This window comes from Streptomyces sp. NPDC052910 (assembly GCF_055585605.1).
In genome coordinates this window covers 1,170,538-1,188,302 of sequence record NZ_JBVJJR010000001.1, presented here as the reverse complement: position 1 = coordinate 1,188,302, position 17,765 = coordinate 1,170,538, and the positions used below count along the sequence as shown (strand labels likewise).

Genomic DNA, 17,765 nt, shown 5'->3' with positions numbered 1-17,765 from the left:
CCGCCGTTCCCCAAGGTGAGGAGGAATCACCGCACTTCGGGGCGGACCAGCCACTCACCCTTGCGCATCACGCCGACGAGCCCGAACGCGTCGTCGAGGACGACCAGGTCGGCGTCCTTGCCCGGTTCCAGCGAACCGACGCGGTCGGCGACGCCGAGCAGCCGGGCCGGGTTGGCGGAGAGGGCGGCGACCGCGTCCTCGACCGGCAGCCGGTCGACGGTCACCGCGCGGCGGAACGCCGTGTCCAGGGTGAGGGTCGAGCCGGCGATCGAGCCGGCCGTGGGGCCGTCCGCGATGCGCGCGACCGCGTCCTTCACCTCCACCCGCATCGGGCCCAGCGCGTACATGCCGTCGCTCATGCCCGCCGCGCCCATCGCGTCGGTGATGAACGCGACCCGGCCGGCACCCGCGCGGGCGAACGCCAGCTCCAGGACGGACGGGTGGAGGTGCGTCCCGTCGTTGATCAGCTCGACGGTGATCCGCTCGTCCTCCAGCAGCGCCGCGATCGGACCGGGCGCCCGGTGCTGGAGTGCGGGCATGGCGTTGAAGAGGTGGGTGGCGACGGTGGCGCCCGCGTCGATGGCGTCGCGCGTCGCCTCGTAGGTGGAGTCGGTGTGGCCGACGGCCGCGATGACACCGAGGTCGGCGAGCATCCGGACGGAGTCCAGACCGCCGGGCAGCTCGGGGGCGAGCGTCATCATCCGGGCGGTGCCGTGCGCCGCGTCGACGAGTTTGCGGACGTCGGCCGGGTCCGGGTCGCGCAGCAGTTCCGGCTGGTGGGCGCCGCAGCGGTGCGGGGAGATGAACGGGCCCTCGAAGTGGACGCCGGCCAGGTCGCCCTGCTGGGTGAGCTCCGCGAGGACGGCCGCCTGCCGGGCCAGGTCGTCGAGGTCGCCGGTGACGGTGGAGGCGACCATCGTCGTCGTGCCGTGCGCGCGGTGCGCGCGGACCGCCGTCAGGGCCTCCTCCGGGTCGCCGGAGGAGAAGGAGGCGCCGCCACCGCCGTGGACGTGCAGGTCCACGAAGCCGGGGACGATCCAGTGGCCGGTGAGGTCCCAGGTCGGGGGCTCCTCCGGGGCGTCCGCGACAAGGCGGGTGCCCTCCACGGTGACGCGGCCGTGTTCCACCACCCCGGTCGGCAGCACGACACGGGCGCCGTCGAGAACCGTTCGTTCGACCATCAGGCGGATACCTCCGTGGATTCCGTGGGTGCTGTGGCTGGCGTGGATGCCCGGGCGGCCGGCAGGTCCCGGGCGAGCAGGCCCGCGCCCAGACAGCCGGCGGTGGCCCCGAGGGCCGCCGGGACGATGAGGGGGAGTTTCTGGAACGTGAGGCGCTCCGCGACGGCGGCGCGCAGCGGGCCGAACAGCGTTTCGCCCGATTCGGCCAGCCCCCCGCCGACGATCAGCGTACGGGGATCGAGCAGCGTCAGCCCGACGACGAGGCCGTCCGCGAGCGCGTCCACCGCCTCCCGCCACACCCGGCGGGCGCGCGGGTCGCCGGCCTCGACGGCCCGGGCGCAGTCCGCGGCGTCCGCGGCCGGGTCACCGCTCGCCGCGGCCCACGCGCGGCCCACGGCCGCCGCCGACGCGAGCGTCTCCAGGCAGCCGCGGCCGCCACAGCCGCAGGCCGGGGCGTCCGGGCCGCGGCGTACGGCGATGTGGCCGATCTCGCCGGCCGAACCGTTCGCGCCCTCCTCGACGCGGCCCTCGATGCCGATCGCACCCGCGATGCCGGTGCCCAGGGCCACGAACAGGAAACGGTCCGCTCCGCGGCCGGCACCCAGGCGGCCCTCGGCCAGGCCGCCCGTACGGACATCGTGGCCGAGAGCCACGGGGATGCCGCCGAGGCGGTGACTCAGCAGGTCGCGGAGAGGCAGGTCGCGCCAGCCCAGGTTCGCGGCGTAGACGGCGGTGCCCGTCTTCGTGTCGACGACCCCCGGTACGGCTATGCCGGCCGCCGCCGGGGGCTCGCCGAACTCCTTCTCACCCTGCTCGCGGAGTTCCGCGGCGAGGCCGAGGATGGTGTCGACCACGGCTTCCGGGCCCCGGTCGCGGCCGGTGGGGCGCAGCTTCTCGTGTACGAGCTTGTTGTCCGCGCCCATGAGGGCGGCTTTTATCCCGGTGCCGCCCACGTCGAGGGCGATGACATGTTTCACCGGGACAGTTTCGCGCGTGGGGGTGGAAAGGTCTAGTCCACTGGCCTGGGCGGTGCTTTGGGTTGCGCCTGCGGCGGGCTGTGCCCCGGTCCCGCCCTTTCACCGTTTCCTGCGGGGGCAAGCCCCCGCTCCCCCGAAACCGCGCTCCGCGCGGTTGTCCTCAAACGCCGGACGGGCTGGAGTGCGCGCCCGGGCGCGAAATCAAGCCCGTCCGGCGTTTGAGGACGAGCGGCGGAGCCGCGAAAGGGGGTCTGGGGCGCAGCCCCAGGAAACGGCGAAGGGGAGGGACCGGGGCAGCACCCCCACCCGCCCGCCGCCTAGGCGCCGAGCACCACGCTCCGCGTCAGCCCCCGCGGCCGGTCCGGGTTCAGGTCCCGCCTCTCCGCCACGGCCACCGCCACCCGCTGTGCCCGCACGAGCGCGGCCAGCGGGTCGTGGTCGGTGTGGACGAACGTTCCGCCGGCCGTGGTCACCGCCTGCTCCAGGCCGTCGTCGGGGACCGGGCCGAAGGCCCAGGTCGTCCGCCCGGGGCCGGCGATGGCGACCGGTCCGTGCCGGTACTCCATGGACGGGTACGCCTCCGTCCAGGCGCCGGCCGCCTCGCGCATCTTCAGGGCCGCTTCCTGGGCCAGGCCGTACGCCCAGCCGCGGCCGAGGAACGTCCACTGGGAGGCGGAGGTCAGTGCGGCGGGCAGGGGGTCGGTGATGGCGGCGGTCGCCTCGTCGGCGGCTCGCAGGACGGCGTCCGTTCCGCCGGGGAGGGCGGCCCGGAGGAGGGCGAGGGCGGTCGTGGCGAACCGTGTCTGGACGACGGACTCCTCGTCCGCCCAGTCCAGTACGGTCAGCGCGTCGGCCGCGTCCCGCACGGGCGTGGCGGGGTCGGCGGTGAGCGCCAGCAGGGGGGCGGTGCCCCGGAGGGTGCGGAGGAGGTCCAGGACCTCCGTCGTGGTGCCGGAGCGGGTGATCGCCACGATCCGGTCGTAGCGGCGGCCCGTCGGGAATTCGGACGCGGCGAACGCGTCCGTCTCGCCCTGTCCGGCCGCCTCGCGGAGGGCCGCGTAGGACTGGGCCATGAACCAGGAGGTGCCGCAGCCGGTGACGGCGACCCGCTCGCCGGCCCGGGGGAGTCCGTCGGCCCGCGCGGCGGCGTCCGCCGCCCGGCGCCAGCAGGCGGGCTGGGTGGCGAGTTCGGTGGCGGTGCGGGATCCGGGGGCGGCGGGCGGCGGGGTGGGTGACGGGCTGGGCGATACGGCCATGACCTGGGCTCCTTGCGGTGTGCGTGAGCGTTCCGTCCGTGCCCCACCGTGGATAGCAGGCCCTCGCGGGGAGGGGGAAGGGCGAGGCCGGAGCGAGCCCGTGTTCGAAGAGCCTTTAAGGTGGCGCGGAAGAACGTGCGGAGTCTGCGGCTCCCGCGGTCCCCACCGGGCGGGTCCCCCGCACCACGGCCGGGGGCGCGCGCACGGGCATGGGCACGGTCACACGGATCACAACCACAAGGGCGGAAAGCAAGTGGAGCGGCGGCGGTTCTTGGGTCTCTCGGCGGCGGGTGCCGCGACGGCGGCGATGGCGCCCGCACTCTCGGCGTGCGGAACCGACGGGCCCGGGGGCGGCAAGACGCTGCGGCTGGTCGCCGCCGAGTACGGCGACGGCAAGCCGGAGAACAGCTCGAAGAAGTACTGGGACTCGGTCGCCCGTACCTTCATGGGTGACCACAAGGGCGTCAAGGTCGAGGTCGAGGTCTATAGCTGGACCGAGGTCGACAAGAAGGTCGCCGACATGGTCGCCCAGGGCAACGCCCCGGACATCGCGCAGATCGGCGCGTACGCCGACTTCGCCGCGGCCGGCAAGCTCTACAGCGCCGACCAGTTGCTCTCCATATCCACCCAGGCCGACTTCATCGCCTCGATCGCCCGCGCGGGCGAGGTGCACCGGATGCAGTACGGCCTGCCGTTCGTCTCCTCCACGCGACTGCTCTTCTACAACGAGACGCTGTTCCGCAAGGCCGGCATCCTCAAGCCCCCGCAGAACTGGGCCGAGCTCCAGACCGCCGCGACAAAGCTCAAGACCGCCGGCGTGAAGATCCCGTTCGGTCTGCCGCTGGGCCCCGAGGAGGCGCCCGCCGAGACCATGCTGTGGATGCTGGGCGGCGGCGGTGGCTACACCGACAAGAACGGCAGCTACACCATCCGTTCGCAGCAGAACATCAGGACGTTCGAGTGGCTGCGGGACGAGCTCGTCGGCAAGGACCTCACCGGTCCCGGCAACCCCGCCCGCACCAACCGGCAGGACCTGTTCGACGCCTTCTGCAAGGGCGAGGTCGGCATGCTCCACGGCCACCCCAGCCTGATGCAGCAGGCGGAGGCCGGCCAGATCAAGTACGGCAGGGCCCCGCTGCCCGGCATCGACGGCAAGGCGAAGTCGACGATGGGTGTCGCCGACTGGGTCATGGCCTTCAAGTCCGGCCCCCGCAAGGAGATCGGCCTCTTCCTCGACTTCCTCTACGGAACCCAGAACGTGCTCGACTTCACCGGCAAGTACGACCTGCTGCCGGTCACCACGTCCGCCTCCGAGCGGATGCGCAAGGAGGAGTCGGCCAAGAAGAAGAAGCTGCTGCCCTTCCTGGACCCGCTGCCGCAGGCCGAGTTCTACCCCGCCGACAAGACCTCCTGGGCCAAGGTCAGCAAGACGATCAAGGAGAAGATCGGCGGGACCGTGCAGAAGGGCGCCGACGTGGCCGGCGTCCTCGACGAGATCCAGCGCGAGGCGGACTCCACGGACGTCGGGACGCGCTAGGTCCGTACGGGCGGGTGGCCGAGCGGCGGGTGCGAGGTGCCGGGTGCGAGGTGCCGTCCGCCGTCCGCCGCCCGGTGTCCGTCGCCCCGCGCGGCTCACGCGTCCCCGGCGGCTCCCGCGTCGCCTACGCTGGACCGCATGGAAGACAGCGACCGGCCGCTCTCCGAGCGGGACCTGGCCGTGCTCGCCCTCGAACGGCGGTCCTGGCCGGGCCCCGGCGCCAAGGAGCGGGTCGTGCGCGAGCGGCTCGGCATCACGCCCACCCGCTACTACCAGTTGCTCAACGCCCTGCTGGACGATCCGCGCGCCCTCGCCCACGACCCCGTCACGGTCAACCGGCTGCGCCGCCTCCGCGACGCCCGGCGGGCCCGCCGCTGACCGGCGGCCGTACGGGCGCGGCCCGGTTCCGGCCGTACGGGCGGAACCACGGCCACCGGCCGGGAACCGTCGCCCCGAAACCCCGCCCGCGAAATCGGGAAGCCCCGACTTGACGGCGCGTGCCTGGGTAGGGTCGTCGACATGGCCAGCCACCCCCTTCCGGAACCCGTGACGTCCGCCGGGCGCGAGGGCCTCGCCGCGCTCCTCGCCCGGCCCGGACGCGCGATCGTCGCGTTGGACTTCGACGGGACGCTCGCCGAGATCGTCCCCGACCCCGAGCGTGCCCGGGCGCACCCCGCGGCCGTCCCCGCCCTCGCCCGGCTCGCACCGCACCTGGAATCCGTGGCGGTGATCACCGGCCGGCCCGCCGGGGTCGCCGTCCGCTACGGCGGCTTCGCCGGGGTGCCGGGGCTCGAACGCCTGGCCGTGCTCGGCCACTACGGCGCCGAGCGCTGGGACGCGGCCACCGGCACCGTCCGCTCACCGGCCCCGCACCCGGGCATCGCCGCCGTCCAGGCCGAGCTGCCCGGCGTGCTGGACGCGTCGGGCGCCTGGCACGGCACCTGGGTCGAGACCGCGCCCATCGAGAACAAGGGCGGCCGGGCCGTCGCCGTCCACACCCGCCGCGCCCCCGACCCGCAGGCAGCCTTCCGCGCGCTGGAGAAGCCGCTGGCCGAACTGGCCGCGCGGCACGGGCTGATCGTCGAACCCGGCCGGCTGGTGCTGGAGCTGCGCCCGCCGGGCATGGACAAGGGCGTCGCCCTCGCCGACCACGTCCGCGCCACCGGCGCCGACTGCGTCCTGTACGCCGGGGACGACCTCGGCGACCTGGCCGCGTTCGACGCGGTGGAGCGGCTGCGCGCCGACGGGCTGACCGGCGTCCTGGTGTGCAGCGGCAGTACCGAGGTCTCCGAGCTCGCCGACCGGGCGGACCTGGTGGTGGACGGTCCGAAGGGTGTGGTGGGGCTCCTGGAGGCGCTGGCGGACGGAGTGACGGCCGAGGGCTCGGGGGAGTCCGGGGCGCCTGGCGCCTGAGGGGCCCGGGAGCCTGAGGGGCCCCGGCACCTGAGGGGCCCTCGGTGCTTGAGGGCCCCCGCCACCCGCTTCCGTCCTCCCGCCTCCGCCCCTCCGCTTCCTTCGGCCCCGCTTCCGTCAGTTCCGCTTCCGTCGGCCCCGCTCGGCCTCAGCCGTCGTCCGGGTCGGTCGCCTCGCGGCGTCCCTTCCCGTCGTCGTTGACGCCGACCGCCGCCAGCGCGGTGGTCCAGTCCCGGGCTATGGCCTGCTGTGCCTTGCGCAGGTCCGCCTTGCCCGAGCAGATCGCGCTCTTCAGCTTGGTCTCGACGACGTCCTTGGGGTTGTTGGGGCCCGCGCCCTCCTTGTGGCCGGGGGAGGGCGGCTCGACCCACAGGTTGCGGGGGTCGTTGGGGTCGCCGCCGAGCTGGAGGCTGATGAGGTGGTCGTACTCGGCTTCGCGGAGCGACTTCTTGTAGCCGTAGGAGGCGGCGTTGGCGGTCTTCTCGCGGCCGGTGATGTTCGTGGGCGGCCTGATGTCCTTGGTGTAGCCGCCACGGCAGATGGTCGTCTTGAGGGTGTCCGGGGTGACCTTCGGATTGGTGGCCCCGGGGGTGCACTTGGGATCGGGCAGCGGCTCCTTGGCGGCGGTCCAGCGGTAGGTGCACGTACCGGGGGCGGGCTGTTTCTGCACGGTGTACGAGGACTGCGGACCCGGCCCGGCCGGCACCGTCCCGTCGCCCGGGGCGGCGGGACCGGCGGAACCCGAGGAGCCTGAGGAACCCGAAGGGGACGGCCGTCCGGAGGTGGCGGCCCCCTTGTCCCCCTTGGATTCCGTCTTCCCGTCGTCGGATCCGGACGAACAGCCGGACGTCGTCACGGCGAGGGCGGCGGCCGTTGCCGCCGCCAGGGCGACCCAGCGCGGTGCGATCGACATGCTCCGATGCCTACCCCGCCGCACCACCCGTCAGCCGTGCGGACGAAGCACGACGGCGCGAACGGGAGTCCGCCCCGCGCCCGGGCGCCCCTTCCGCCCCCGTCACCGCGTCAGGGCCGCAACGCCCGCAGCGCGTCGAGCTGTTCGAGGAACCAGCGCGCGGGGGGCAGGGCCGTCGCCGCCGCGGCCAGCCGCTTGCACCGGTCCGCGCGCTGCCCCGGGTCCATCAGCAGCGCCTCGTGCAGGGCGCGGGCGGTGGCCTCGACGTCGTACGGGTTGACGACGAGCGCGTCCGCGCCCAGCTCCGCCGCGGCACCCGCCTCCCGCGACAGGACCAGCGCGCAGCCGTCGTCGGAGACGACCGGCACTTCCTTGGCCACCAGGTTCATGCCGTCGCGGATCGGGTTGACCAGGGCCACGTCCGCCATCCGGTAGGCCGCGAGGGACCGTGCGAAGTCGTCCTTGACGTGCAGGGCGACCGGCTGCCAGCCGGGTGTCCCGAACTCCTCGTTGATCAGGCCGGCGACGCGTTCGACCTCCGCCGTGTAGTCGCGGTAGACGCCGAGGTCCTGCCGGGAGGGGTAGGCGAACGCGATGTGCACCACGCGCTCGTGCCACTGCGGGTGGTCCTCCAGGAGCCGCCGGAAGGCGTGGAGGCCGCGGACGATGTTCTTCGACAGCTCGGTGCGGTCCACGCGGACGATCGTCCGGCGGCCGGCGCCGACCTGCTCGCGCAGGGCGGCCATCCGCTCCTCGACGTCCGGGCGGTGCGCGCGCTCGCGCAGGAAGGCGGCGTCCGCGCCGAGGCCGTGGACGCCGAGCAGGGTCGTCCGCCCGTCGAGGCGCACGGCCGTCGCCGACCCGTCGTCCGCGCGCTCGACCTCCGCGCCGAGGACGTCGGCGCAGCAGGCGGCGAACGCGTCGGCCCAGCGGCGGGTGAGGAACGCGGCGCGGTCCCCGCCGAGGATGCCGCGCAGCACCTGCGCGGCGACGTCGTCGGGGAGCATCCGGTAGTAGTCCGGCGGCGCCCACGGGGTGTGCGAGAAGTGGCCGATGCGCAGGTCGGGGCGGCGTTCGCGGAGCAGGCCCGGCACCAGCGTCAGGTGGTAGTCCTGGACGAGCACCACGGCGCCCTCGGCGGCCTCCTCGGCGAGCGCGTCGGCGAAGGCGGCGTTGTACGTCTCGTAGGCGGCCCACTGCTCGCGGAACGCGGCGTCGAAGACGGGCTCCAGCGGCGTCTGGTAGAGCAGGTGGTGGACGAACCACAGCACCGAGTTGGCGATGCCGTTGTACGCGGCGGCGAACGTTCCGGCCGGGATGTCGAGCATCCGTACGCCGTAGCCGCCGGTGTCGGCGGGGTCGAGGCGGCGGCCCGCGCGGCGGGCGGCGAGCCGGTCGCCCTCGCCGAGCGCGGCGCAGACCCACACCGCGCCGGAGTCCGTCCCGATGGCGCTGAGGCCGGAGACCAGGCCACCGCCGCCCCGGCCGGAGGTCAGGGAGCCGTCCTCGGCGACCCGGTAGGAGACCGGGCCGCGGTTGGAGGCCACGACGATGGGGGCGTTCTGCACGTGCTCAGCGACCATGACGCGAGCCTTGCCAGCCCGCCAACCGCTCAAACGTACGCCTCCCCCTCTTGCGCGCCGCCCGCCTACGCCGCGCGGTGCCGCGCGTACTCGGGGACCTGGGCCATCGGCGGGCGCTCCTCGGTGTCCACCGGGTACGTCCGCGGAACGAATCCGTCCGCCGTGCGCTCGAACTGGGTCAGCTCCGGGCGGACCAGCGGTTCGCGGCCCAGCCGCACCTGGGCGGTGCGGTAGATGGCGGCGGCCATCCGGCCCAGCGCCCGCCCGTCCTGGTGGCGGTGCTTGCGCACCCCGACGTCGACCTGGGCCAGCGAGTCCAGGCCCACCGCGTGCAGCGCGTCGACGAGCAGCCCGAGCTCGACGCCGTAGCCGACGGGGAACGGCAGCCGTTCCAGCAGCGAGCGCCGCGCCGCGTACTCGCCGCCCAGCGGCTGCACGAAACCGGCCAGCCGCGGCCAGTGCAGGTTGAGCAGCGGACGGGCGACCAGCTCGGTGACCCGGCCGCCCTGGCCGGCCGCCTCGCCCAGCGGACGGTCGTACATCGCCTTGACGAAGGCCACGTCCGGGTCGGTCAGCAGCGGGCCGACGATGCCGGAGACGAAGGCGGACGAGAAGTCGCGCAGGTCGGCGTCGACGAAGCAGACGACGTCGCCTGAGGTGACCAGCAGGGACCGCCACAGCACCTCGCCCTTGCCGGGAACCGCGGGCAGCCCGGGGAGCACGGCGTCCCGGTGCTCGACCCGGGCCCCGGCCGCCCGGGCGGCCGCCGCCGTGCCGTCCGTCGAACCGGAGTCGAGGACCACCAGCTCGTCGACGAGCGGCACGTCCTCGGTCATCAGGTCGCGGCGGATCGCGGCGACGATGTCCCCGACCGTGGCCTCCTCGTTCAGCGCGGGCAGGACGACGCTGACCGTGGTGCCCGTCTCGCGCTTCGCGGCGAGCAGCCGGTCGAGCGGGCGGTCCGCCGCGGTCCAGGACCGCCGGGACAGCCAGCGCTCCACCTCTTCCAGCACGTGAACGACTCCTCGCTTCTGGTCCGTCTCGCGGTGCGGACTGGCCCTCTCGCCACGCCGCACCTTCCGTTACAGTCTTGAACAACGCGGAGCACGCCCGTATGTCGGGGGTGCCGCGCGCACAAACGCCTGGGCCGCGCCCAGTGCCATACCGCTCATCCAGAGGGGCAGAGGGACACGGCCCGTTGAAGCCCCGGCAACCCTCCAGCCGGTCTCCTCGTGAGGCTCCCGGCGGGGAAGGTGCCAATTCCGTCTCGTGGCGAGGTTCGCCACGGGGAAGATGAGGAGAAAGGGCCTCGCCTCCATGGCTGTGCAAGCCGTCGAACGCGCCACTTCCGCCGCCGCTTCTTTCGGTCCCGCCGTCGCGCTGTCCTGCCGCGAGTGCGGCGAGCGCGTCCCGCTCGGACCGGTCTTCGCCTGCGCCTCCTGCTTCGGTCCGCTGGAGGTCGCCTACGAGCTGCCGCTCGGCGACCCCGAGGGGCTGCGGCGCCGTATCGAATCCGGACCCGCGAACATCTGGCGGTACGCGCCGCTGCTGCCCGTCCCCGCCGACGTCGCCTCCCGGCCCAACCTGGAGCCCGGCCTCACCCGGCTCGTCCGCGCCGACAACCTCGCCCGCGAGCTCGGCGTCACCGGCGAACTCCACGTTAAGGACGACTCCGGCAACCCCACGCACTCCTTCAAGGACCGCGTCGTCGCCGTCGCGGTGGAGGCCGCCCGCGCCTTCGGCTTCACCACGCTCTCCTGCTCCTCGACCGGCAACCTGGCGGGCGCGGTGGGCGCGGCGGCGGCCCGCGCCGGCTTCCGGTCCTGCGTCTTCATCCCGCACGACCTGGAGGCCGGCAAGGTCGTCATGGCCGCCGTCTACGGCGGCGACCTCGTCGGCATCGAGGGGACGTACGACGACGTCAACCGCTTCTGCTCCGAGCTCATCGGCGATCCGCTGGGCGAGGGCTGGGGCTTCGTCAACGTCAACCTCCGCCCCTACTACGGCGAAGGATCCAAGACCCTCGCCTACGAGATCTGCGAACAGCTCGGCTGGCGGCTGCCCGACCAGCTCGTCGTCCCCGTCGCCTCCGGCTCCCAGCTCACGAAGATCGACAAGGGGCTGAAGGAGCTCATCTCCCTCGGACTGGTCGAGGACCGCCCCTACCGGATCTTCGGCGCCCAGGCGGAGGGGTGTTCGCCGGTCTCCCGCGCCTTCAAGGACGGCCAGGACGTGGTGCGTCCCGTCAAGCCCGACACCATCGCGAAGTCCCTGGCCATCGGGAACCCGGCCGACGGGCCGTACGTGCTCGACATCGCGCGGCGTACGGGCGGAGCGGTCGAGGACGTCACCGACCCGGAGATCGTGGACGCGATCCGGCTGCTCGCCCGGACGGAGGGCGTCTTCGCCGAGACGGCGGGCGGCGTGACGGTGGGCGTCACCCGGAAGCTGCTGGAGGCCGGGGCGCTGGATCCGTCGTTGACGACGGTGGTGCTGAACACGGGGGACGGACTGAAGACGCTCGACGCGGTGGCGGCGGGGCCTTCGGCGGTCATCCGGCCGAGCCTTGGGGCCTTCCGGGAGGCGGGGCTGGGGTAGGGGGCGGGGGTTCGCCCCAATCCCACCCTTTCACCGTTTCTCGCGGGGGCTGTGCCCCCGCACCCCCCGCGGGGAGGCCCTGGGCGTTCGGGGCTGCGCCCCCGGCCCCCGAGGCCCGGGTTGTGCCCCTGGGTTCGAGGGCGGGGCTGCGGGTCCGTTCCTGCCCGGCGACCGGGTCGCGCCCCCGGCCCCGGCCCCGGCGTTCGCTGTGCGCCCACGGTGAGCGTGCGGGACCGCGACCCTACGCGCCGAGGTGCGGGGCCGGGCGTTCCGGGACCCGGCCATCGGGCCGGGCCCGTGCCGAAGGGCGCGGGAGTCGGGCCCCCGGCCTTCGGGGGATTCGGGGCTGTGCCCTGGGTTTCGGCGTGGGGGCGGGGCTCGCGTGGAGCGTGCGGGCCTGGGCCCCGGCGCCCCGGGGCCGGGTTCGCCCCGCCGCCGAGGCGCGGGCCGGCCGTCCGGGCCGGGGTCCGCTCAAGCACGGGGAACGGCGTCCGCGCTCAGGGCGTAAGGCCGCGCCCTGGGCGCGCTCGGCCGAACGGCCCCCTCGCGTGGAATGGGCGCCGCCCGTGAGGGCGCGCCGGTGGGGGGTGCGGGGGCGGAGCCCCTGCGGGAAACGGTGAAAGGGCGGGGGTGGGGCGTCTCCCTCCCGGCCGGGCGCGACGCGTGCCGCATGGAAACAGCACTCCTGAACGAATCAACGAACGAACGACCGATCATCAGTCAGCCGATTGGAAAGGCAGCCCCATGAGCGTCACCGTCCGCATCCCCACCATCCTCCGCACCTACACCGGCGGCCGAGCCGAAGTCCCCGCCCAGGGCTCCACTCTCTCCGAGGTGATCGGCGACCTGGAGAAGAACCACCCGGGGATCGCCCGGCGCCTCCTCGACGACGCCGGCAAGCTGCGCCGCTTCGTCAACGTGTACGTCAACGACGACGACGTCCGCTTCGAGGGCGGTCTGGCCGCGGCGACGCCGGACGGCGCGGGCGTGTCGATCATCCCGGCGGTGGCGGGCGGCTGAACGCCCGCGCCCGCGACGGCGGAAGCCGCGCGCCGCGCCCGAATCGGGAATCGCCCCGGCCGTTAAGCGGACGGGGCGATTCCGTCTGTTGAACCGCGATACAGTTGGGACGTTCCCTCTTCGGTGTCAGAGCCGAACGCATATGAGAACCCGTCAAGTTGCGCAGCAATTACGTGCGCGAATTGTCGGGTTGGCCGGCGTATGTCCGGCCCGACTTGCCCTGGAACCTCCCCAGTTGGCCGGTTATCGCCCCTCGGCGGTGCCGGTATTTCTCGTCCGTCTGACCTGTTGCAGACGGCATCCGTGCAGATACATTCAGCCGCGGTCGACGCGTTCCGGCGCACACCCCTAGGTGTCACAAGGGGTGAGGTCTGACCCGGGTCCGCGAAGTGCGGTCCTGCGCAAGGGCCAGTAATAGGGGAGTTAGGCATGGCTCAGGGCACCGTCAAGTGGTTCAACGCGGAGAAGGGGTACGGCTTCATCGCGGTCGACGGTGGTGCGGATGTTTTCGTCCACTACAGCGCGATTCAGATGGACGGCTACCGCACCCTGGAAGAGGGGCAGCGAGTCGAGTTCGAGATCTCGCAGGGCCAGAAGGGACCTCAGGCCGACATGGTGAGGGTGACCGCCTGACCGCGGCGCATCGACCACCGATCGCTCAGTCTGTCGAAGGGGCCCGCGCCGGGAGGCGCGGGCCCCTTCATGCTGTTGTACGGGCGGAGGCGGTAGCGGTGGCGGTGGCGGCGGTGCGGCGGCCGGGCCGCGGCGGGCGGGCGCGGGCAAGGCGGGCGAGTCCGGCAGGGCCGGCTGGGTCGGTAGGACCCGGCAGGACCTGGCAGGACCCGGCAAGACCCGGTAAGAGTCGTCGGCCGGGGGAGTGCGCCGGGGTCCGGATGGGCAGGGTCTCCGGGGCGTCCCGGACGGGTCTCCGGGAGGACCCTGAGAAGGCCCGGGGATGACCTCGGTCTTCGGAGGGACGCTTGCACTCGGAGGTGCCGAGTGCTAATCATTGGCTTAGCACTCTCCGAGTGAGAGTGACAGACTTGGACCGTCGGTGAGGTCCGTGAGTCCGGCGGGGCAAGGAACCGCCGAGCACGCGGGCCGTCCGTCGCGGGCGCCTGCGCGGTCCGGAGCAATCCACCCCCAGTCCGGGAGGACCACTTCACATGGCCAAGATCATCGCGTTCGACGAGGAGGCGCGGCGCGGCCTTGAGCGCGGTATGAACCAGCTCGCCGACGCCGTCAAGGTCACCCTCGGCCCCAAGGGCCGCAACGTCGTCCTTGAGAAGAAGTGGGGCGCCCCCACGATCACCAACGATGGTGTCTCCATCGCCAAGGAGATCGAGCTGGAGGACCCGTACGAGAAGATCGGCGCCGAGCTGGTCAAGGAGGTCGCGAAGAAGACGGACGACGTCGCCGGTGACGGCACGACGACCGCGACCGTCCTCGCCCAGGCGCTGGTCCGTGAGGGTCTGCGCAACGTGGCCGCCGGCGCCAACCCCATGGCCCTGAAGCGCGGTATCGAGAAGGCCGTCGAGGCCGTCTCCGCCGCCCTCCTGGAGCAGGCGAAGGACGTGGAGACCAAGGAGCAGATCGCCTCCACGGCCTCCATCTCCGCCGCCGACACGCAGATCGGCGAGCTCATCGCCGAGGCGATGGACAAGGTCGGCAAGGAAGGCGTCATCACCGTCGAGGAGTCCCAGACCTTCGGTCTGGAGCTGGAGCTCACCGAGGGTATGCGCTTCGACAAGGGCTACATCTCGGCGTACTTCGCCACCGACATGGAGCGTATGGAGGCGTCGCTCGACGACCCGTACATCCTGATCGTCAACTCGAAGATCAGCTCGGTCAAGGACCTGCTGCCGCTCCTCGAGAAGGTCATGCAGTCCGGCAAGCCGCTGCTGATCATCGCCGAGGACGTCGAGGGCGAGGCCCTGTCGACCCTGGTGGTCAACAAGATCCGCGGCACCTTCAAGTCCGTCGCCGTCAAGGCCCCGGGCTTCGGCGACCGCCGCAAGGCCATGCTCGGCGACATCGCCATCCTCACCGGTGGCACGGTCATCTCCGAGGAGGTCGGCCTCAAGCTGGAGAACGCCGGTCTCGACCTGCTCGGCCGCGCCCGCAAGGTCGTCATCACCAAGGACGAGACGACCATCGTCGACGGTGCCGGTGACAGCGACCAGGTCCAGGGCCGCGTCAACCAGATCCGCGCCGAGATCGAGAACAGCGACTCGGACTACGACCGCGAGAAGCTCCAGGAGCGCCTCGCGAAGCTGGCCGGCGGCGTGGCCGTCATCAAGGCCGGTGCCGCGACCGAGGTCGAGCTCAAGGAGCGCAAGCACCGCATCGAGGACGCCGTTCGCAACGCGAAGGCGGCTGTCGAGGAGGGCATCGTCGCCGGTGGTGGCGTGGCCCTGCTCCAGGCCTCCCAGGTGTTCGAGAAGCTGGAGCTCGAGGGCGACGAGGCCACCGGTGCCAACGCCGTCAAGCTGGCCCTGGAGGCCCCGCTCAAGCAGATCGCCGTCAACGGTGGTCTCGAGGGCGGCGTCGTCGTGGAGAAGGTCCGCAACCTGACCGTCGGCCACGGCCTCAACGCCGCGACCGGCGAGTACGTCGACATGATCGCCGAGGGCATCATCGACCCGGCGAAGGTCACCCGCTCCGCCCTGCAGAACGCCGCCTCCATCGCGGCGCTCTTCCTCACCACCGAGGCCGTCATCGCCGACAAGCCGGAGAAGGCCGCCGCGGCCGCTCCGGGCGGCATGCCCGGTGGCGAGATGGACTTCTGAGCCGACCCGGCTCGTCAGTCCTGAGGCAGACGGACCGAGGGCGGCATCCCCATCACGGGGATGCCGCCCTCGGGCGTTTCCGGGGGAAGCCGAAGAAGTACGTGGCGAGGAAGCCGGCCGCGTACCCGACCAGCAGCCCCGCCGCGTACACCACCACCGCCTCGACCGACCCCTGATCCCCCCTGAGCAGCGGGAACAGGGCCCAGCCGGACGGCCCGATCGCCGTCGCGCCCACCGTGCCGCCCCCGCCCTGCGCCATGAACCCCACGAACCCGCCGCCGAAGGCGCCCCCGACACACGCCGTCACGAAGGGCCGCCCCAGCGGCAGCGAGACCCCGTAGACCAGTGGCTCGCCGACGCCCAGCAGCCCGGCAGGGAGGGCCGAACGCACCGTCCGCCGCACCGAGACGTCACCCGGCAGCCGCAGGTAGACGGCGACCGCCGCCCCCACCTGGCCCGCGCCCGCCATGGCGAGGATCGGCAGCAGGACCGTACTGCCCCGCTCGGCGATCAGTGTGGCGTGCACCGGGATCAGCGCCTGATGCAGCCCCAGCATCACCAGCGGCAGGAACAGCCCGCCGAGCACGAACCCGGCCACGGCGCCGCCGTGCGACAGCAGCCAGTCCGCGAACTGCCCCACGGCGCTTGACGCTTGACCCGCCGCCCACATCAGTCCGTACAGCGTGGCCAGCCCCGGCAGCAGCACGGTGACCGTGGGAGTGACCAGGACAGCCAGGGCCTCGGGCACGACACGCCGGCATCCCCGCTCCACGGCCACCGCCAGCAACGCCGCCCCCAGCGCCCCCAGCACCCCGCCCTGCCCGGGCGTCAGCCCCTGCCCGAACACGTCCACCTGCGCCACCCCGGGCCAGACGGCGACGGCCGCGACGGCTCCCCCGAGGACCGGCGTCCCGCCGAACTCCTTCGCCGTCCGGTACCCGACGAAGACGCCGATCAGCGCCATGAACCCGGACGCGACGGCGTTCAGCGCCGGCACGAGGGCGGGCATCCAGTGGAGGTTGGCGAGCAGCCCGGCCAGGCCCGCGATGACGCCGCAGCCGATGAGGGCGGGGATGAGGGGGACGAAGATCTGGGCGACGCGGCGGAGGACCCGTCCGGTGGGGGCCGCGTTGCGGGCCCGCAGGCCCGCGTCCAGGCCGGTGGCGGCGCCGGCCGCCACCTCCGCCTCCAGGGCGGCGGCCACCCGGGTGACGGCCCCCGGCCCCAGGACGACCTGGACGGACGTGCCGTCCGTGACGACGCCCAGGACGCCGGGGGTGGTGCGGAGGTCCGCCGCGCGGACGAGGTCCGGGTCCGCCACGTCCGCGCGGAGGCGGGTCATGCAGTGGGTGAGGGAGCGGAGGTTGGCCGGGCCTCCGAGGAGAGGGAGGAGGGTGGTGGCGAGGTGCTGCTCGGTGGGCATGGGGGATGTGTCCCTCCGGGGGCCGTTTCCGTAACGGCGGGGTGCCCCGGTCCCTCCCTTTCACCGTTTCCTGCGGGGGCGAGCCCCCATGCCCCGGGAACCGCGCTCCGCGCGGTTGTCCTCAAACGCCGGACGGGCTGGTCCCCCGCGCCGCCTCCAGCGCCACCCGCAGATGCCCCCCGGCATCGGCCAGCAACCGGCCCGCGTCAGCGGCGTCCACCCCGCCCAGCAGCACCAGGATCGCGTTCTTGACCTCCCCGTCCGTGGCCGTCAGCGCAGCCTCGATCTCCGCGTCCGGCGCGCCCGTCGCGAGCGCGACGATATGCCGGGACCGCGCCCGCAGCTTGTCGTTGGAAGCCCGCAGGTCGACCATCAGGTTTCCGTAGGTCTTGCCGAGGCGGATCATGGTGATCGTCGAGAACATGTTGAGCACCAGCTTCTGGGCGGTGCCCGCCTTGAGGCGGGTGGAGCCGGTGATGAGTTCCGGGCCGACGACGATCTCGATGGCGTGTTCGGCTGCGGCGCCGAGCGGGGAGTCCTCATTGCAGGAGAGGCCGACGGTGAGGGCGCCGGCCCGGCGGGCGTGGGTGACGGCGCCGACGGCGTACGGGGTGCGGCCGGAGGCGGAGACGCCGACGACCGTGTCGTCGGGGGAGAGGTCCAGCGCGGCGAGGTCGGCCGCGGCCGCGGCCGCGTCGTCCTCCGCGCCCTCGACGGCCGTGACCAGTGCTTCCGGGCCGCCCGCGAGCAGGCCGACCACCCGGCCGGGCTCGGTGGCGAACGTGGGCGGGCACTCGCTGGCGTCCAGCACGCCGAGCCGTCCGGCCGTGCCCGCCCCCGCGTAGACCAGCCGCCCGCCGCCCGCCATCCGTTCGGCGGTCGCGTCGATGGCGGCGGCGATGGCGGGCAGCCGGCCGGCGACGGCGGTGGCGACCGTCGCGTCGTCGGCGTTCATGACGGTCGCGATGTCCAGGGTCGGCAGCCGGTCGATGTCCGCCAGCTCGGGGCGGAACGCCTCCGTCGTGAGGTGCGCCAGTTGGGCGCGGAGGGCGGCCAGGGCGGCGGTCGACGACAT

Annotated in this window: 15 protein-coding genes and 1 riboswitch; of the genes, 7 read left to right on the top strand and 8 right to left on the bottom strand. The window is 73.4% G+C overall.

Annotated elements, in window-relative coordinates; all coding sequences use genetic code 11:
- Positions 1–26: 26 nt before the first annotated feature.
- The 3 genes from nagA to ACZ6X9_RS05070 all read right to left on the bottom strand — a co-directional run bounded on the left by nagA (position 27) and on the right by ACZ6X9_RS05070 (position 3,414).
- Complete coding sequence (nagA, locus tag ACZ6X9_RS05080) at positions 27–1,181, bottom strand: N-acetylglucosamine-6-phosphate deacetylase (protein WP_469776491.1); 1,155 nt, start codon at positions 1,179–1,181, stop codon at positions 27–29.
- Positions 1,181–2,158 carry an ROK family protein gene (locus tag ACZ6X9_RS05075; protein WP_469776490.1) on the bottom strand — a complete coding sequence of 326 codons (978 nt, stop codon included), beginning with the start codon at positions 2,156–2,158 and terminating at the stop codon, positions 1,181–1,183. Before ACZ6X9_RS05075 ends, nagA begins: the two co-directional genes overlap by 1 nt.
- A gap of 317 nt (positions 2,159–2,475) precedes the next feature.
- Positions 2,476–3,414: an SIS domain-containing protein gene (locus ACZ6X9_RS05070; RefSeq protein ID WP_469776489.1), complete on the bottom strand. Its 939-nt coding sequence runs from the start codon at positions 3,412–3,414 to the stop codon at positions 2,476–2,478.
- A 253-nt stretch (positions 3,415–3,667) separates the two neighbouring features.
- Between ACZ6X9_RS05070 and ACZ6X9_RS05065 the strand changes: the two genes are divergently transcribed.
- The 3 genes from ACZ6X9_RS05065 (at position 3,668) to otsB (ending at position 6,364) form a co-directional block, all read left to right on the top strand.
- Positions 3,668–4,951: an extracellular solute-binding protein gene (locus ACZ6X9_RS05065; protein WP_469776488.1), complete on the top strand. Its 1,284-nt coding sequence runs from the start codon at positions 3,668–3,670 to the stop codon at positions 4,949–4,951.
- A 138-nt stretch (positions 4,952–5,089) separates the two neighbouring features.
- Positions 5,090–5,329 (top strand): DUF3263 domain-containing protein, encoded by a 240-nt coding sequence (locus ACZ6X9_RS05060; protein ID WP_469776487.1) that lies wholly within the window; start codon positions 5,090–5,092, stop codon positions 5,327–5,329.
- A 141-nt stretch (positions 5,330–5,470) separates the two neighbouring features.
- Positions 5,471–6,364, top strand: coding sequence for a trehalose-phosphatase (gene otsB, locus ACZ6X9_RS05055; protein ID WP_469776486.1), 894 nt, complete (start codon positions 5,471–5,473; stop codon positions 6,362–6,364).
- 148 nt (positions 6,365–6,512) lie between these two features.
- Here otsB and ACZ6X9_RS05050 read toward each other — a convergent pair whose 3' ends face one another.
- The 3 genes from ACZ6X9_RS05050 to ACZ6X9_RS05040 form a co-directional block, all read right to left on the bottom strand.
- Positions 6,513–7,277, bottom strand: a complete 765-nt coding sequence (locus ACZ6X9_RS05050) for a hypothetical protein (protein WP_469776485.1) — start codon at positions 7,275–7,277, stop codon at positions 6,513–6,515.
- 110 nt (positions 7,278–7,387) lie between these two features.
- Positions 7,388–8,860 (bottom strand): alpha,alpha-trehalose-phosphate synthase (UDP-forming), encoded by a 1,473-nt coding sequence (locus ACZ6X9_RS05045; protein WP_469776484.1) that lies wholly within the window; start codon positions 8,858–8,860, stop codon positions 7,388–7,390.
- A gap of 65 nt (positions 8,861–8,925) precedes the next feature.
- The gene (locus tag ACZ6X9_RS05040; protein WP_469776483.1) at positions 8,926–9,873 is read right to left on the bottom strand and encodes a glucosyl-3-phosphoglycerate synthase; all 948 of its coding nucleotides are present in this window, start codon (positions 9,871–9,873) and stop codon (positions 8,926–8,928) included.
- A 152-nt stretch (positions 9,874–10,025) separates the two neighbouring features.
- Positions 10,026–10,160: riboswitch (SAM riboswitch) on the top strand.
- A gap of 17 nt (positions 10,161–10,177) precedes the next feature.
- On the opposite strand from ACZ6X9_RS05040, the gene thrC reads away from it, so the two are divergent.
- The 4 genes from thrC (at position 10,178) to groL (ending at position 15,267) form a co-directional block, all read left to right on the top strand.
- Complete coding sequence (thrC, locus tag ACZ6X9_RS05035; protein WP_469776482.1) at positions 10,178–11,458, top strand: threonine synthase; 1,281 nt, start codon at positions 10,178–10,180, stop codon at positions 11,456–11,458.
- A gap of 744 nt (positions 11,459–12,202) precedes the next feature.
- Positions 12,203–12,478, top strand: a complete 276-nt coding sequence (locus ACZ6X9_RS05030) for a MoaD/ThiS family protein (protein WP_469776481.1) — start codon at positions 12,203–12,205, stop codon at positions 12,476–12,478.
- Positions 12,479–12,907: 429 nt separating this feature from the next.
- Positions 12,908–13,111, top strand: a complete 204-nt coding sequence (locus tag ACZ6X9_RS05025) for a cold-shock protein (RefSeq protein ID WP_004986573.1) — start codon at positions 12,908–12,910, stop codon at positions 13,109–13,111.
- A 533-nt stretch (positions 13,112–13,644) separates the two neighbouring features.
- Positions 13,645–15,267 (top strand): chaperonin GroEL, encoded by a 1,623-nt coding sequence (gene groL / locus ACZ6X9_RS05020; protein WP_004954155.1) that lies wholly within the window; start codon positions 13,645–13,647, stop codon positions 15,265–15,267.
- 52 nt (positions 15,268–15,319) lie between these two features.
- On the opposite strand, the gene ACZ6X9_RS05015 is transcribed toward groL, so the two are convergent.
- Together ACZ6X9_RS05015 and murQ are read right to left on the bottom strand one after the other, a co-directional pair.
- Positions 15,320–16,690: a PTS transporter subunit EIIC gene (locus tag ACZ6X9_RS05015; RefSeq protein WP_469776480.1), complete on the bottom strand. Its 1,371-nt coding sequence runs from the start codon at positions 16,688–16,690 to the stop codon at positions 15,320–15,322.
- 121 nt (positions 16,691–16,811) lie between these two features.
- Positions 16,812–17,765, bottom strand: a complete 954-nt coding sequence (murQ, locus tag ACZ6X9_RS05010; RefSeq protein ID WP_469776479.1) for an N-acetylmuramic acid 6-phosphate etherase — start codon at positions 17,763–17,765, stop codon at positions 16,812–16,814.

Excerpts from the sequence above, each read along its gene's own strand:
- nagA (WP_469776491.1), bottom strand. The coding sequence starts at position 1,181 with ATGGTCGAACGAACGGTTCTCGACGGCGCCCGTGTCGTGCTGCCGACC.
- ACZ6X9_RS05070 (WP_469776489.1), bottom strand. The coding sequence starts at position 3,414 with ATGGCCGTATCGCCCAGCCCGTCACCCACCCCGCCGCCCGCCGCCCCC.
- ACZ6X9_RS05060 (WP_469776487.1), top strand. The coding sequence starts at position 5,090 with ATGGAAGACAGCGACCGGCCGCTCTCCGAGCGGGACCTGGCCGTGCTC.
- otsB (WP_469776486.1), top strand. The coding sequence starts at position 5,471 with ATGGCCAGCCACCCCCTTCCGGAACCCGTGACGTCCGCCGGGCGCGAG.
- ACZ6X9_RS05050 (WP_469776485.1), bottom strand. The coding sequence starts at position 7,277 with ATGTCGATCGCACCGCGCTGGGTCGCCCTGGCGGCGGCAACGGCCGCC.
- ACZ6X9_RS05045 (WP_469776484.1), bottom strand. The coding sequence starts at position 8,860 with ATGGTCGCTGAGCACGTGCAGAACGCCCCCATCGTCGTGGCCTCCAAC.
- thrC (WP_469776482.1), top strand. The coding sequence starts at position 10,178 with ATGGCTGTGCAAGCCGTCGAACGCGCCACTTCCGCCGCCGCTTCTTTC.
- ACZ6X9_RS05030 (WP_469776481.1), top strand. The coding sequence starts at position 12,203 with ATGAGCGTCACCGTCCGCATCCCCACCATCCTCCGCACCTACACCGGC.
- ACZ6X9_RS05025 (WP_004986573.1), top strand. The coding sequence starts at position 12,908 with ATGGCTCAGGGCACCGTCAAGTGGTTCAACGCGGAGAAGGGGTACGGC.
- groL (WP_004954155.1), top strand. The coding sequence starts at position 13,645 with ATGGCCAAGATCATCGCGTTCGACGAGGAGGCGCGGCGCGGCCTTGAG.
- ACZ6X9_RS05015 (WP_469776480.1), bottom strand. The coding sequence starts at position 16,690 with ATGCCCACCGAGCAGCACCTCGCCACCACCCTCCTCCCTCTCCTCGGA.
- murQ (WP_469776479.1), bottom strand. The coding sequence starts at position 17,765 with ATGTCGTCGACCGCCGCCCTGGCCGCCCTCCGCGCCCAACTGGCGCAC.